This window comes from Hymenobacter rubidus (genome assembly GCF_016734815.1).
Classification (GTDB): domain Bacteria; phylum Bacteroidota; class Bacteroidia; order Cytophagales; family Hymenobacteraceae; genus Hymenobacter; species Hymenobacter rubidus.
The window spans coordinates 178,640-193,659 of the sequence record NZ_JAERQF010000003.1 but is presented as its reverse complement, the minus strand read 5'-3'; the positions used below and the strand labels follow the sequence as shown (position 1 = coordinate 193,659).

13 protein-coding genes and 1 tRNA gene are annotated in these 15,020 nt (G+C 62.1%); 11 read left to right on the top strand and 3 right to left on the bottom strand.

The window, feature by feature from the left end; all coding sequences use genetic code 11:
- Positions 1–2 precede the first annotated feature (2 nt).
- Entirely contained in the window at positions 3–707 is a 705-nt protein-coding gene (locus JKL48_RS03525) for a phosphatase PAP2 family protein (protein WP_201978466.1), read from the bottom strand.
- An 83-nt stretch (positions 708–790) separates the two neighbouring features.
- A tRNA-Leu gene (locus JKL48_RS03520) sits at positions 791–872 on the bottom strand.
- Positions 873–1,058: 186 nt separating this feature from the next.
- Between JKL48_RS03520 and JKL48_RS03515 the strand changes: the two genes are divergently transcribed.
- The 9 genes from JKL48_RS03515 to JKL48_RS03475 all read left to right on the top strand — a co-directional run bounded on the left by JKL48_RS03515 (position 1,059) and on the right by JKL48_RS03475 (position 11,073).
- A complete protein-coding gene (locus tag JKL48_RS03515; RefSeq protein ID WP_201978464.1) occupies positions 1,059–1,751 on the top strand; it encodes a methyltransferase in 693 nt (230 codons plus the stop codon).
- Positions 1,752–1,914: 163 nt separating this feature from the next.
- Positions 1,915–3,783, top strand: coding sequence for a M61 family metallopeptidase (locus JKL48_RS03510; protein WP_201978462.1), 1,869 nt, complete (start codon positions 1,915–1,917; stop codon positions 3,781–3,783).
- 225 nt (positions 3,784–4,008) lie between these two features.
- Positions 4,009–4,713, top strand: a complete 705-nt coding sequence (locus tag JKL48_RS03505) for a hypothetical protein (RefSeq protein ID WP_201978459.1) — start codon at positions 4,009–4,011, stop codon at positions 4,711–4,713.
- A gap of 49 nt (positions 4,714–4,762) precedes the next feature.
- Positions 4,763–5,758, top strand: coding sequence for a PspA/IM30 family protein (locus JKL48_RS03500; protein ID WP_201978457.1), 996 nt, complete (start codon positions 4,763–4,765; stop codon positions 5,756–5,758).
- Between the two features lie 173 nt (positions 5,759–5,931).
- Complete coding sequence (locus JKL48_RS03495) at positions 5,932–7,710, top strand: OmpA family protein (RefSeq protein ID WP_201978447.1); 1,779 nt, start codon at positions 5,932–5,934, stop codon at positions 7,708–7,710.
- Positions 7,711–7,824: 114 nt separating this feature from the next.
- The gene (locus tag JKL48_RS03490; protein ID WP_201978445.1) at positions 7,825–8,604 is read left to right on the top strand and encodes an ABC transporter permease; all 780 of its coding nucleotides are present in this window, start codon (positions 7,825–7,827) and stop codon (positions 8,602–8,604) included.
- Positions 8,604–9,428 carry an ATP-binding cassette domain-containing protein gene (locus JKL48_RS03485; protein WP_201978442.1) on the top strand — a complete coding sequence of 275 codons (825 nt, stop codon included), beginning with the start codon at positions 8,604–8,606 and terminating at the stop codon, positions 9,426–9,428. Before JKL48_RS03490 ends, JKL48_RS03485 begins: the two co-directional genes overlap by 1 nt.
- Positions 9,429–9,523: 95 nt before the next feature.
- Positions 9,524–10,537 carry an MBL fold metallo-hydrolase gene (locus JKL48_RS03480; RefSeq protein ID WP_201978439.1) on the top strand — a complete coding sequence of 338 codons (1,014 nt, stop codon included), beginning with the start codon at positions 9,524–9,526 and terminating at the stop codon, positions 10,535–10,537.
- 122 nt (positions 10,538–10,659) lie between these two features.
- The gene (locus tag JKL48_RS03475; RefSeq protein WP_201978436.1) at positions 10,660–11,073 is read left to right on the top strand and encodes a YybH family protein; all 414 of its coding nucleotides are present in this window, start codon (positions 10,660–10,662) and stop codon (positions 11,071–11,073) included.
- An 18-nt stretch (positions 11,074–11,091) separates the two neighbouring features.
- Here the strand turns inward: JKL48_RS03475 and JKL48_RS03470 are convergent, their stop codons facing one another.
- A complete protein-coding gene (locus JKL48_RS03470) occupies positions 11,092–12,222 on the bottom strand; it encodes an App1 family protein (RefSeq protein WP_201978433.1) in 1,131 nt (376 codons plus the stop codon).
- A gap of 105 nt (positions 12,223–12,327) precedes the next feature.
- Here JKL48_RS03470 and JKL48_RS03465 point away from each other — a divergent pair, with 105 nt between their 5' ends.
- Both JKL48_RS03465 and JKL48_RS03460 read left to right on the top strand, forming a co-directional pair.
- Positions 12,328–13,449, top strand: a complete 1,122-nt coding sequence (locus tag JKL48_RS03465) for a DNA topoisomerase IB (protein WP_201978430.1) — start codon at positions 12,328–12,330, stop codon at positions 13,447–13,449.
- Between the two features lie 163 nt (positions 13,450–13,612).
- Complete coding sequence (locus tag JKL48_RS03460) at positions 13,613–14,968, top strand: M20/M25/M40 family metallo-hydrolase (protein WP_201978427.1); 1,356 nt, start codon at positions 13,613–13,615, stop codon at positions 14,966–14,968.
- Positions 14,969–15,020 lie beyond the last annotated feature (52 nt).

The following is a 15,020-nucleotide window of genomic DNA, read 5'->3' as shown; positions in this document are numbered from 1 at the left end:
TGCTAGGTGCGGGCATCAGGGTCCGCACTTTCGGCCCCCATCACCGCTACTTCCTCTTTCCAGAACAGCTTCAAGCCGGCCCGAAAGGCCAGCAGCCACGCCGCTCCGCCCGCAAAGCCGGCCAGCACATCGGTGGCGTAGTGCGCGTGCAGGTACACCCGCGTGAGGCCGATGAGCCCGGCCCACAAAAGCAGCGGCACCACCCAACCGGGCCGCCCAAACCGGCGGGCCAGCAGCCACGCTAGCCCGCCGTAGAACGTGAAGCCCAGCATGGCGTGCCCGCTGGGAAAGCTCAGGCCGAAGGTGTGAAGCAGCGCGTTGGTCGGCCGGGGTCGGTTGAAATACAGCTTCAGCAGTTGGTTCAGGAGCACGCTGCCGGCCATCACAAACACCATTTCCCAGGCCTCGCGGGGGCGGCCCAGCCGGCGCAGCAGCACCGGGACGGCAATGCTGGCCGGCAATAAAAAGGGCATGGCCGCAAAAAAAGTCACGAATCGAACCGGCCCGGTCAGGCCCGGATGCGCCAGCCGCAAGCTGTCCATCACGCCCGCCGCCCAGTTGTCGAGGGCCACAGAATGGTGCACGAACACCACCCGCACCAGGTAAAAAAACACCGCAAACGCCGCCACAAACACCACCGCGCCCAGCACAACTTCGAGGGTCAGCAGGCCAGCCAGGGCCAGCAAACGAGAGGAGAAACGATTCATGGGCGCTGGTATCGGGAAGAATAATAGCGAGTCAGGGCTTATAACGAAAAAAGCCAGCCCGGTGGGGCTGGCTTTTTAAAACGTGCGCTCGGAGAGACTCGAACTCTCACACCTTGCGGAACTGCCGCCTGAAGACAGCGCGTCTACCAATTTCGCCACAAGCGCAGGCTGGGGCTAAAAAGCCGCCCGTTCCGTGAGGAGGTGCGGCCTTTTGATGGTGCAAAGATACAGGGCTGAACCGCACCGGCGCAACCCCCGGCCTGTTTTTTTCCGCTTTCGTCGGGTTTGGCCGTCATCGGCATTTGTTTTTCAGTTACTTGCCGGCATAATTTTTTTTCATTCCATCGCATTTTGCCTTCTGCCAGTTCTGCTGCGGCTCCGTCCCCTACGCCTCTGACCGGTTTCGACCGGGTGGCGTGGTGCTACGATGCGCTGGCGGGGCTCGTGTTTGGGCCGGCCCTGCAGCGGGCGCAACTAGCCGCGCTGGCGGGGCTGCCAACCGGCGCGCCGCATGTGCTCATTCTGGGCGGCGGCACGGGCTGGGTGCTAACGGAAGTGCTCCGGCGGCGGCCCCAGGCCACGGTGCTCTACCTCGAAGCCTCGGCCAACATGCTGGCCCGTGCCCGCGCCCGCCTGGCGCGGGAACTGCCCGAAACCCTGGCCCAGGTGGAATTCCGCCACGGCACGCAGGCTGCTTTGGGCACTGCCGAAAGCGTCGATGCACTCATCACGTTTTTTGTCCTCGACTGCATTGCCCTCGATGAAATAGAGGCCGCCCTGGCGCGGCTGCGGGCCGCGCTACGGCCGGGGGCTCCGTGGCTGTTGGCTGATTTCCGGTACGCCCGCCGGGGTTGGCGCGGGGTACTGCTGGGGTTGATGTACACGTTTTTTCGGCTGACAACCGGCCTGCGGGCCAGCGAGCTGGCAGACCTGCCCGCTGCTCTGGACCGCCTGGGGCTGGCACCTGTGCAGCGGCAATTATTTTATGGCGGTGCTGTGGAAGCGGTGATTTTCAGGGAAAAGCCATTCCAACACTTCCCTTGATATTTACTACCAGGGCTCTGATTAACTAAAACATAATTTTTACATTATTACACTTCTTTAATGGCGAAATTCCGCTTATTTTATTGTAAATTTTCCGCAACTTTGCAGTCGCAAACAGTGCGGCCTATCTATTCCATTCCTTGTTAACTTATTATTTCTGCCCATGAAACACCTTGCTACTGCTGCTATTTTATTGAGCCTGGCCTTCGGTACTGTCCCGGCACAGGCCCAAACCGCGCCCGCTCCGGGGCCGGCCGTGCGCTATACCATGGCGTTTCCCAACGCGGTGCACCACGAAGCCAAGGTGACGGCAACGTTTGCAGGCCTGCCCGCCGGGCCGTTGCACGTGCGCATGGCCCGTAGCTCGCCCGGCCGCTACTCGCTGCACGACTTTGCCAAAAACGTGTACTACGTGGTGGCCACCGACGGCGGCAACCACCCCTTGTCCCTGAACCGGCCCGACCCCTACGGCTGGGACGTGACGCCCGGTGCCGACGGCACTGTCATTTTCAGCTACACCCTCTACGGCGACCTGACCGATGGCACCTACGTGGGCATCGACCAGCAGCACGCCCACCTCAACCTGCCCGCGGCCCTGTGCTACGCCACCGGCTTTGAGGGCCGCCCGGCGGAAATTAAGTTTGACCTGCCCGCCGCCTGGAAAGTGGCGACCCAGCTGCGCTCCGGCACCGATAAAACGGTGTACACGGCCCCCAACATGCAGTATTTGATGGACAGCCCGGTGTCGCTGGGGGCGCAGCAGGTGCGTAGCTGGCAGGAAGGCGACCAGACCATTGAGCTGGCCACGCTGTACCAGGGCCCGGCCGCCGAGCTGGACAACTACGCCAAGAAAATTCAGAAAGTAGTGAAGGAGGAAAAAGCCATTTTTGGCGAACTCCCGACCTTTGATTTTGCCCGCTACACCTTCATCGCCAACTACCTGAGCCAAGCCACTGGCGACGGCATGGAGCACCGCAACTCGACCTCCGTGACCAGCCCGCGCCCCTTGCGCGACGAGGACGCGACCCGCAACCTGGGCACGGTAGCCCACGAATTCATTCATGCCTGGAACGTGGAGCGCCTGCGCCCCAAGGACCTGGAGCCGTTCGACTTCCAGCGCGTGAACATGAGCGACGCGCTGTGGTTTGCCGAGGGCTTCACGCAGTACTACGGCCGGCTGGCCCTGCGCCGGGCCAAGCTGATTGAGGACGACGAGTTTTTCGAAGACATCAGCCGCTGGGTGAACCTGCGCCAGAACAGCCCCGGCGCCCGCTATGCCTCGGCAATCGACATGAGCCGCCAGGCGGCCTACACCGATGGCGCCGGCAGCGCCGACCCCATGAACATCGTGAACACCAACCTGTCGTACTACGACCAGGGCGCAGGCATTGCCCTGGTGCTCGACCTGCAGCTGCGCCAGCACCACCGCAGCTCGCTCGATAAGTACATGCAGGCCATGTGGCAGGAATTTGGCAAGAAGCAGGCCGGCTACGCGCCCACCAACCCCTACACCGTGCGCGACCTGCAGCGCGTGCTGGGCGAGGTGAGCAAGGACACGGTGTTTGCGAGCCGCTTTTTCCGGCAGTACGTGTACGGCCGCGAGCAGCCCCGCTTCAGCGAAAACCTGCTGCTGGCGGGCCTGGCCGTAATTCCGACCCGGGCGCTGGGCGCGGCCCTGCCCAAGCAGGTAGAATTCGACGAGGACGGGCACTGCATTGTGGCCTACAACACGCAAATTGGCTCAGGCCTGTACAAGGCCGGCATCGACCGGGGCGACCAGATTGTGACGCTCGATGGCAAGGACATCAAAAGCTCCAACGACCTGGATGCTGTGCTGCACAAGCACTCGCCCAGCGACGTGGTGTTTGTGAAGGTGAAAACCCGCGGCGGCGTGGAGCGCACCACCCAGCTCATTCTGGCCGAAGACCCCAACGTGCAGGTGAAATCGGTGAGCGACGTGGAGAAAATGGAGTACACCACGAACCAGAAGAACCTGCGGGAAGCGTGGCTGGCCAGTCAGGCCAGCAACTAATCGCGCATAATAGCGCAAGCCAATTTCGGGAAGCCCCGGCGGGCGGGTGCCGCAAGCTGCGGGCCGGCCCATCGGGGCTTTTTATTGCGCTGTTTATGTAACTGCCGGATTGGCGAATATCTTTACCTTTGAACGGTTGAGGGACGCTTTTGCCCAATTGCTTACGCCGCCTTGCGCTGTTTTCCGCCCCCGAGTATCGTTTTATTTACTTTTCTATTTCTTTCCATGGAAATCTTTGAGAAACTCACCCACGCCGCGAAGGACTTTTTCATTGAGTCCGAAGAAGTAAACCCAGCGCCCACAACTGCCCCGCCCACTACCCAATACGGTGTGCCACAAGCCCCCGCGGCAGCAGCCGGCGCCGCTGCGCCTTACGCCGCAGCCCCCACGTTAACGCAGCCCGAACAGCGCCACACCGACCACATCAACGGCATTCTGGCCGGCAATGGCAAGGACTTTGGTGCCTACATGAAAATGGTGAAGAGCATGGCCGCCGCCGGCATGTCGGGTCCGTTGCTCTACCAAACGGCGTTCAATGCTTTTTCGGCGGTGAATGGTGGCACGGTACCGTCGCTGCTGGCTTCGGCTACGCAGTTTGAGCAGGCCCTGACCACCGACCACGATAAAGTGCTGGCCCGCCACCACGAAAAGCTGGGGGAATTGGTAGTGCCCGGTGCCGCGCCCAGCCCGGTGGTGCAGCTGGCCGCGCAGGAGAAAAAGCTGGCCGCCGACCTCGCCGACCTCACCCGCCAGCTCCAGGCCAAGCAGCAGCAGTTGCTGCAAACCCAGCAGCAACTGGCCGAAGAGCGCCAGAAAACCCAGGCCGCGCTGGCCTCCTATGAGCTGGCCAACTCGACTGCGCTGGCCGAGCTGCAAGCCCACCACAAGGCCGCCGAGGCCTTCCTGAACGCCACCGGCGCGGCCAAATAGCCAGCAGATGCCCCAACTTATACCATCCCGTCACCTTTTCCTCTGCATTATGAACACACCCCTACTCGGTCCGCCGGCACCGGCCGACGGTCTGCCTTCCTGGCAAAAACCCGAAAAAGTTGCGGCCTGGGTTTTTGTGGCCCTCCTGGCCGGCATGGGCGTGTATTACTGGGGCATGATTGTGCCCTACCTGGTTGACATTGTGTTCGATACCGTGAAGCTTGGCATCGGGCTGGGCACCTTGTTCGTGCTGTTTTTGCTGGCCACCAACAAGCGCATCAAAGCCGGGCTGTGGTACCTGGGGCAACGCATTTTCCGGACGGCCGCCAGCCTGTTTGTCAACACCGACCCCATCGGCATCATGGAAGACTACATCCGCAACACCGAGAAGGAGGCGCGCAACATGGAGGAGGAAGTGGGCAACATTGAGGGCGCCAGCGAACTGGTGAAGCGCAAGATGGCTGCCAATGCCGACCAGATGAAGGAGTACCTGGGCTTGGCCGACTCGGCCCTGCGCCAGGGCGAAAAAGACAGCGCCGAGAGCTACGCCAGCCGCGCCGCGCAACTGGAAGACTACAACCGCCGCCTGCAACCGATGGCCACCACCACGGCCAACGTGAGCCTGGTGATGCGCCAGATTCTGAAAGCCGCCCTGCGCCAGATTGACGGCAGCAAGTTCAAGGTCAATCTGCTCAAGGATGAGTACGAGTTGGTGAAACGCACCAGTTCGGGCATGCGTGCGGCCATGAACATCCTGCGCGGCGACCCCGACAAAAAGTATTTCTTCGACCTGGCCACCGACCGCGTGGCCCAGGACATGGCCCAGCAGCTGGGCCAGATTAAGCAGGCCATGCGCTACTCGCAGGAATTTGTGAAGGAGATGGACATCCAGAACGGCGTGATGAGCGAGAAAGGCCAGCGCCTGCTCGACAAGTACCAGAAAGGCGAGTTCAACGCCATTATGGAGAACGAGCAACCGGTGCGCATGAACGTGGCTGCTACCGCCAAAGCCACGGACGACGCCTACGGCAAACTTCTCGACTAAGGGAATGTGGCGAATGTGAGAAATGAGTTGAATGTGGGGAATGGGCTGGATATGAGAAAATCCTCTGCCAAGGCTTCATTCTGATAACCTTCTCTCCTAGCTCCCATATTTTCCGCATTTATTTCCCGCATTCAGCATATTCACCATATTCTGCACATTTTCACATTCTTTAAATGACCACTCGCGGTAAAGTTCTCATTGCCATCATCGTCCTTGCGGGCTTGTATTTCGGCATCAATAAGCTCACTTCCAGCAACCTGCTTTTCAAAAAGGCCGCTACGGAGTCGGTGCTGCTCAATTCGATTGAGCTTCCCGCCGCTACCGGCGGCAACGGGGTAAACACCGTGGTGCCGCTGGCCCCGCTGCCCGGCACCGCCCCGGCCGAAAAGGGCACCCCCATCGTGTGGGAGGTGATGGCCTGGAACAGCCAGATGGCCGGCATGCTGGCCAACGGCGGCCCGCGCACCACCACCGGCTCGGCCATGGCCGCCAACGGCGTGGACATGCAGATTGTGCGCCAGGACGACGTGAGCAAGATGCAGGCCGACCTGGTGAAAAACGCTTCCGACCTGCAAAGCAACCCCGCCACACCCGGCCTGATTGTGAGCATCATGGGCGACGGCCTGCCCGGCTTCTCGGCTGTGCAAACCGAGCTGAAGAAAACCGGCACGCAATTGCAGATTATCCCCTACTCGGTGGGCAAATCCTTTGGCGAAGACAAGCTGATGGGCCCGAAAGAGTGGCTGGACAACCCCAAGCTGGCCCTGGGCAAAACCGTGGCCTGCTACCTGCGCGACGGCGACCAGAACATTGCCCTGAAATGGTGCGCCGACAACGGCCTGAAAGTGAACCCCGACGAAACGACCTACGACCCGCAGGCCGTAAACTTCATGGCCGCCAGCGACTTCCTGGTGGCTGCTGAGAAGTACATTCTCGGCAAGCCCGAAAGCCGCGATAAAATTGTGGACGGCAAAAACACCGGCGTGAAGGTGGACGTGGTGGCCGATGCCGTGGCCACCTGGACGCCCGGCGACGTGAACATTGCCAAACAGAAAGGCGGGCTGGTAAAAATCGTGAGCACCAAGGAATATTCGAACCAGATGCCCAACATCATGGTGACGACCAAGCGCTGGTACGACGCCCATCAGAAGGAAGTGGAAGGCCTCATTCTGGCCCACGCGGTGGCCGGCGACCAGGTGAAATCACACCCCGAGGCCCTGACCCGCGCCGCCGACATTTCGGCCGACGTGTACGGCGATAAGGATAAGAACGGGGCGTATTGGCTGAAGTATTACAAGGGCGTGAGCGAGGCCGACCGCAACGGCGACGTGGTGGAACTGGGCGGCAGCAAGGTATTCAACTTCGCCGATAACCTGAACCTGTTTGGCCTGAACGAGGGCGGCACCAACATCTATGCCTCGGTGTACAAGGCCTTTGGCGACGTGCAAAGCAAGCTCTACCCCAAGGAACTGCCCAACTACGTGCCCCTGAACGACATGCTGGACCTCACACTGCTGCGCAACATTCAGGAGCGCTACAAAGGCAAAACGGTGGCTCCGGCCGAGACGCAGAAGTTTGCCGCCGGCGACGAAATCCGCCAGAGCGTGAGCAAGCGGGCCTGGAACATCGAGTTCAACTCGGGCCAGAGTACCTTCACGCCTTCGGCCGAAAAAGAACTCAACCAATTGTTTGATGACCTGGTGGTGGCCGGCAGCCTGAAAGTGGCCGTGCACGGCCACACCGACAACTCCGGCGACCCGCAAGCCAACCAGCAGCTGAGCGAGGACCGCGCCATGGCCGTGCGCCAGTGGCTGGAGCGCAAAAGCAGCAGCGCCTTCCCCGACGGCCGCATTCAGGTGTATGCCCACGGCGCCACCGAGCCCGTGGCCAGCAACAGCACCCCCGCCGGCAAAGCGAAAAACCGCCGCGTGGAAATTGTGCTGGGCAACTAAGCGCAAGGTTTCGCAAAGTGTAAAAAGCAAGTCCCGCAAAGTGTAACGCTTTGCGAGAACCAGCTATTTATCCTTTGCGAGACTTACCTAAAAAACTTTGCGAAACCTTGCGCTATGCTGAAAGACTTATTCGTGCCCAATGCCAAGCCACGGCCTTCGGTATTTCTGACGATGGTGGCGTGCCAGGTGCTGTTTCTGCTGCTGCTGTGGCTGTTTTATCCCTTGCAGCTGTTCCCGACTTTGGGGGAAGTGCTGGCTTCCTTTAAGGACCTTGTCACCACGCAAGGGCTCATTCAGGAGCTGTGGGCCAGCCTGACCACGGCGCTGGGCGCCCTGGCCATTGCCACGGTGCTGGCCTTGCTGATATCGTACCTCACGGCGCTTCCCTTCTTCCGGCCCATCGCCTACGCGGCCTCCAAAATGCGCTACCTCACGCTCACGGGCCTCACTTTCTTCATGGCTTTGATGCTCAGCTCGGGCCACCAGGTCAAGCTCTCGGTGCTCGTGTTTGGGGCCACGGTATACCTGGTCACGGGCATGACGAGCGTGATTCTGACCACCACGCAGGAGGAAATGGACCACGCCCGCACCCTGGGCATGAGCGAATGGCGCAGCTTCTACGAAGTGGTGGTGCTGGGCAAGCTCGATGAAATGCTCGAAGTCGTGCGTCAGAACTTTGCCATCATCTGGACCATGATTACGCTGGTCGAAACGCTTTACCAAAGTGAGGGCGGCATCGGCCTGCTGCTCTACAAACAAAACCGCTACCTGCACCTGGCCGGCGTGGTGGCCATTCAACTCGTCATTCTGGGCACCGGCGCTTTACAGGATTACGTGTTTGCGTTTCTGCGCCGCATGTTCTTTCCGTACTCCGAGCTTACCGTTGCAAAATAATGGCCGACCACCTCTACAAAGAGCCTATTCTGACGCTGCGCGACATCTCCATGCAGTTTGGGGGCGAAGTGATTCTGCGCGACATCAGCCTGGACGTGCTGAACGTGGTGCGGCCCGGCGTGAGCCAGGGTCAGGTGGTGGGCTTTTACGGGCGCTCGGGCATTGGCAAGTCGGTGTTGTGCCGCATCATTGCGGGGCTGCTGCCGCCCAGCACCGGCACCGTGCTGGTGGCCGACCCGCAGCGGCCGGTATGCCCCGGCGATGTGGGGTTTGTGCAGCAGCGCTACCCGCTGTTCAACCACCGCACCCTGCTCGACAACCTGCTGGTGGCTGCCGGCCGTAAGCACTCGCCCGCCGATGCCAAGGCGAAAGCCGAAGAATTCCTGACCCGTTTCGACCTGGCGCCGCACCGGCGCAAGTACCCGGCCATGCTCTCGGGCGGGCAGCGCCAACGGGCCGCCATTGCGCAGCAGCTGCTGTGCTCGGAGCATCTCATCATTCTGGACGAGCCCTTTTCGGGCCTTGACATTGCGATGATTGACGAGGTGAAAAAGATTATTCTGGAAGTGACCACGCTGGACGAGCTGAACACGGTGGTCATCGTCTCCCACGACCTGGCCACGACCACCGCGCTGTCGGATACACTGTGGCTGCTGGGGCCCGAGCGCGACGCGGCCGGCCAGCTCTTGCCGGGCGCCACCATCAGCAAAAAGCACCAGTACAACGTGGCCGACATGGGCCTGGCCTGGCAGCCCGGCATTCAGGCCAAGCCGGCGTTTGTGCAGCTGATTGAACACCTCAAAGACGAGATTCGCAAGGCCTGATGCCGTCCGGCGGGCTTTCGGCTAAAACACTTGGACCGCCAGCCCGTTTCTTTGGCCCGTTTCTTTGGCCTCCATCGCTCTTTTGAGTTTCGCCCATGCCCAAACGCATTTCCTACCTTCGCAACGACGCGCTGCCCACCGTGAAGCCCGGCTACCCCGGCAACAAGCTGTTCGGCAAGGAATTCGCCAACGGCGAGGAATTGTTCGAGCCCAGCTTTGCCAACGTGCTGAAGTGGCAGCTGTCGACCAACCCGCAGAAGGAAGAAAAGAAGCGCGACACCTGGGCGCCCGACGTGGTGGATTGCTCGGCGGCTTTCGCCTCGACGGAAGACGTGCTGGTGTGGCTGGGGCATTCGTGCTTTCTGCTGCGGGTGGCAGGCGTGAGTTTGCTGTTCGACCCGGTGCTGTTCAGCTCCCTGGGGCTGCGCGCCCGGCATCCCCTGCCCTGCCCGCCCGAAGCCATTCGGAGCATTGACTACCTGCTGCTTTCGCACGGCCACCGCGACCATCTCGACGAGAAGTCCATCAAGCTGCTGGCGGCGCAAAACCCGCAGCTGCGCGTGCTGTCTTCGCTGCGCATGGCGCCGCTGCTGCGCGGCATGGCGCCCGGCCTGCCGGTGCAGGAGGCCGGCTGGTGGCAGCGCTACGACCTGGGGCCGGCCGCGCCGCTGGAAATCATTTACCTGCCGGCCGCGCACTGGCACCGCCGCGGCCTGACCGACATGAACCGGGTGCTGTGGGGCAGCTTTCTGATTCGGGCCGCCGACAAGCTCATCTACTTCGCCGGCGACACGGCCTACGCCGACCATTTCGAGGCCATTGAGCAGCGCTTCGGGTCCATCGACATTGCCCTGATGCCCATTGGTGCCTACAAGCCGGCCTACATGATGGCCAAAAGCCACGTCAACCCGCACGAGGCGGCCAAGGCCGTGAACGTGCTGCGCGCCGGCCACGTGGTGCCCATGCACTACGGCACCTTCGCCCTGGCCGACGAGCCGGCTTCGGAGCCGCTGCGGCAGCTGACGGAGGTGGCCGCCGGCGGCATGCTGCGCGGCGAGCTGCACGTGCCCGCCGTGGGCGAGGTGCTGCGCTGGCGCGAGTGGGAATAAATTTGCACCAACCAAAACCTTCTGATGCCCTTCGCGCAAACACAATGAGGATATATGATGCTAACCGCCGGCTGACGTGGGCGCTATGCCTGGGGCTGAGTAGCGGTGCCACGGGGTGCGTCATGTGCTTTCCGCCGGACTATTATAAAAACCAGGAGAAAGCCGACCGGGAGGAGATTGTGAAGGTGCTCACCACCCAAACCGCGGCCTGGAACCGGGGCGACATTCCCGGCTTCATGGCCGGCTACTGGAAATCGGACTCGCTGGTGTTCATTGGGCGGAAGGGCCCTACCTATGGCTGGCAACCCACGCTGGAAAATTATCAGAAGAACTACCCCGACGCGGCGGCTATGGGGAAGCTGGACTTCAGCGGATTGCGCGTGACGCCGCTAAACCCCGGCGCGGCCCAGGTCATTGGGCGGTGGCATTTGGCACGGCCCAAGGCGGGCGACCTGCAAGGTTATTTCCTGCTGGTACTGCGCGAGATAGATGGCAAGTGGGTGGTGGCGGCCGACCATACCAACAGCGAGCAATAGCAAACGCAAGTTGCGGGGCTATGCTTTGCCAGCGGCCACCGGAACAGCGTCGATAATGCCCAGGCGGGCCGCGTGCAGGGCCGCCGTAGCATAGTCTGGCACGAGCAGCATGGGCACACTTTCCCGGCCCAGCTCCTCGATGATGGGCCCGACCAATAACGCCCGCTCGGGCACCTGCACGTCGCGGATGTAGATGGCGCGGATGCGGCCGGGGTGGCGGCGCACCACTTCGCGGTAGATGCGGGCGTCTTCCTGGCCACTGTCGCCGCAAAGGACGAAAGGCAGGGCGGGATAAGTGGTCAGGATGTCGTCGATTTCGTGCAGCTTGTGCGCAAAGTGGATAGCGGCCGAGCCCGTGACGCCGGGGGGCGGCGGGGCTTTGGGGCGGGCAATGCTGAGGTCGCGCAGCAAGAGCGGGCCGGGCGGCATTTCGTGCAGGCCCATGAACTCCTCCAGCACGTCGTAGAGGTTCCAGGGGCTGCTGCTGACGTAGAAGAACGGGTTGTCGGGCCGGCCGGTGCGGCCCCGCTGCAGGCGGCGGTAAAAGTCGGCTACGCCCACGAAAGGCAGGCGCGAGTAGGCGTTGCTGAGCAGGGTGCGCGCCAGCATTTTCAGCACGTTGGTGGCGCGGGTTTCAAACACGGTGTCGTCAAGGTCGGAAATGACGCCGAACTCGGCACCGGCGGGTGGCACCAGCACCTTGGCCGAAGCCTGCACCTGGGGCAAAGGCACGCGGAAGGCGGCCGGCAGCCGCGTCAGGCGCACCGGCACGGGGTACCAGAGGTAAGCTTCGGGCGTGGGCAGGGCCTGGGGCTCGATGATGAGGGTGAAATAGCCTTCGTCGTCGGTGGTGACGAGGTGCTGGCTGCCGTCGGGCAGCTCGGCCACGAGGTCGGCGCCGGCAATTTCGCGGCTGTTGAAGCGGCGCACCATGCTGCGGAAGTTGCGCCAGCGCGAGTCGGCGGCGGTTTGGACTGCCAGTCCGCGGTCGGCCAGCAGGCGCCCTTTGATGTAGAATTTGTGAGCGGTGCCGTAGCTGCGGTAGGCATCGAGCTGCAGGGGCCGCAGCCAGCCGCGCCGCGCCGCGGTGCGGGTGAACAGGTGGTCGGTCCATTCGGTGATGGCGGAAAGGGCATCGAGCAGCTTCATGGGGCAAACCTACGGCCGGCGGCCGGCAACGGCTGACCACGGCCGGCATTGGCGCTTTTGCGTAAAACCCCGACCCCCGATTTTCCGAGGGCCTTTGCACTTGCTATGCCCACCCCCGCCACTGCCCGCCCCAAAACCCGCAAAAAGACGCTTCAGCCGCAGGATGAGGCGCATATCGTGTACAAAGACCCGGCGCGCCAGGCCGAAATGGCCGGCCTGCGCTACGCCACCGACCAGGGCCCTGGCATCACCCGCAAACCCACCCGCGCCGGCCATTTTACCTACCGCGACGCCAAAGGCCAGAAAATAACCGACTCGAAAACGCTGGACCGCATCGCCAGCTTCGTCATTCCGCCGGCCTGGACCGAGGTCTGGATTTCGCCCTCGCCCAACACCCATTTGCAGGTGACGGGCCACGACAGCCTGGGCCGCAAGCAGTACCGCTACCACCCGGCCTGGGACGAAATGCGCAGCCTGACCAAGTTTTCGCGCCTGCGCACGTTCGGCGAAAAGCTGGTGCCGCTGCGCCAGCAGCTCAACAAGGACCTGCGCCGCCCGGCCCTCGACCGCGAAAAAGTGGTGGCCCTCGTGCTCGCCCTCATGGACCAGTCCTTCATCCGCATTGGCAACAAGGAATACGCCCGCAAAGACGGCAAAGCGAAACCCAGCTATGGCCTCAGCACCTTGCAGGACAAGCACGTAGCCATTGAAGGAGCGGCGGTAAACTTCAACTTTGTGGGCAAGAAAGGCGTGGCGCACGATGTGACGCTGCACGACGCCCGCCTGGCCCGGCTGGTGCGCAAGTGCAAGGAAATTCCAGGCCAGCACTTGTTTCAGTATTACTCCGCCGACGGCCAAAAGCACGCCCTCGAATCGGGCGATGTAAACGACTACCTGCACCGCCACACGGGCCTGCAGCTGTCGGCCAAGGACTTCCGGACCTGGGGCGGCACCGTGAAAATGGTGGAATGCCTGGAAGCCGTGCTGGACGAAGAGCCCGAACTAGCGCCCGAAAAAGTGGTCAAGAAGGCCGTGAAGGAGGTAGCTACCGGCCTTGGCAACACGCCCACCGTGTGCTCGAAATACTACATTCACCCGCAAGTGGTGGAGTTGTTCAAATCGGGTCAGCTCATTGAATTTCTGCGTCAGAACAACGCGGAGAAAACGGAAGATGACCTGCTTTCGCCCACCGAGCGGCTGGTGCTGAAGATGCTGGAAAAGGCTTGAGCGTTTGTCCAACATATCCAAAAAATTGAATGTCATGTCGAGCGTAGCCGAGACATCTCGCGTGCAATAGCAGCCCAATGCCGTTGCAACGACGCGAGCGAGATGTCTCGGCTACGCTCGACATGACGTTCAGTTTTATTCCTTATCACCCTACCTTCCCCTTATGAAATTAGCCACTTACCTCCTGGCCCTTGCGCCCTTCGCCGCACTGGCCCAAAAGCCTGCCCCGCTTCTGCCGCCCGCTGACCCCGCTATTCAAAAGCTGGTCGATGAAATCTCGGCCAAAAACCTCGAAGCCAATATCCGCAAGCTGGTTTCCTTCGGCACGCGCCACACCCTGAGCGACACGCAGAGCCCCACCCGCGGCATCGGCGCGGCCCGCAACTATGTGCGCGACGAGTTTCTGAAATACAGCAAAGCCGGCGGCGGACGCATGACCGTCGAAATGGATACTTTCACCATCAAGCCCGATGGCCGCCGCATCAACAAGCCCGTGCTGATGGCCAACGTGCTGGCCACCCTGCCCGGCACCGACCCCACCGATAACCGCGTCATCCTCGTGAGCGGCCACATCGACTCCCGCGTTTCGGACGTGATGAACGCCACCGCCGACGCGCCCGGCGCCAACGACGACGGCTCCGGCACGGTGCTGGTGATGGAACTGGCCCGCGTGCTGGCGGGCCAGAAGTTTCCGTGCACCCTCAAGTTTGTGGCCGTGCAGGGCGAAGAGCAAGGCCTCTACGGCTCGGGCCACCTGGCCGAGCGCGCCAAAAAAGAAGGCTGGAACCTGATTGCCATGCTGAACAACGACATCGTGGGCAACTCGCACGGCTTCGACCCGGAAATTAGCGACGCCACCCAGGTGCGGGTGTTCAGCGAAGGCGTGCCGGCCACCGAAACGCTCGAGCAGGCCAAGGTGCGCCGCCAGCTCAGCTCCGAAAACGATGCGCCGAGCCGCCAGCTGGCCCGCTACATTCAGCGCACGGCGCAACTCTACGGCCGTGGCCACAAAGTGGCCTTGGAATACCGCCCCGACCGGTTCCTGCGCGGCGGCGACCATACGCCCTTCAATCAGCAGGGCTTTGCCGCCGTCCGCTTCACCGAGATGAACGAGGACTACACCCACCAGCACCAGGACCTGCGCACCGAAAAAGGCCGTGCCTACGGCGACGTGACCGAAGGCGTGGACTTCGCCTATCTGCGCCGCAACGCCGGCATCAACCTCGCCACCATGGCTAGCCTGGCCCTGGCCCCCGCCGCCCCGGCCAAGGTCGAAGTCCTTACCGCCGACCTCACCAACCGCACCCAGCTGCGCTGGCAGGCCCCCGCCGGCCCCAAGCCCAGCAGCTACGTGGTGCTGGTGCGCGAAACCAATGCCCCGCAATGGCAGCAGCGCTTCCCGGTGTCGGGCCTGACGGCCGACCTGCCTATCAGCAAGGACAACTTCATTTTCGGCGTGGCGAGTATTGACGCCGCCGGGCATGAAAGTGTGGCCGTATTGCCGGTAGTGGGGCGGTAATTTGACGGCAGGCAAGTTACTGTTTCAATGCATCCAGCGAAGCTCACGCAAC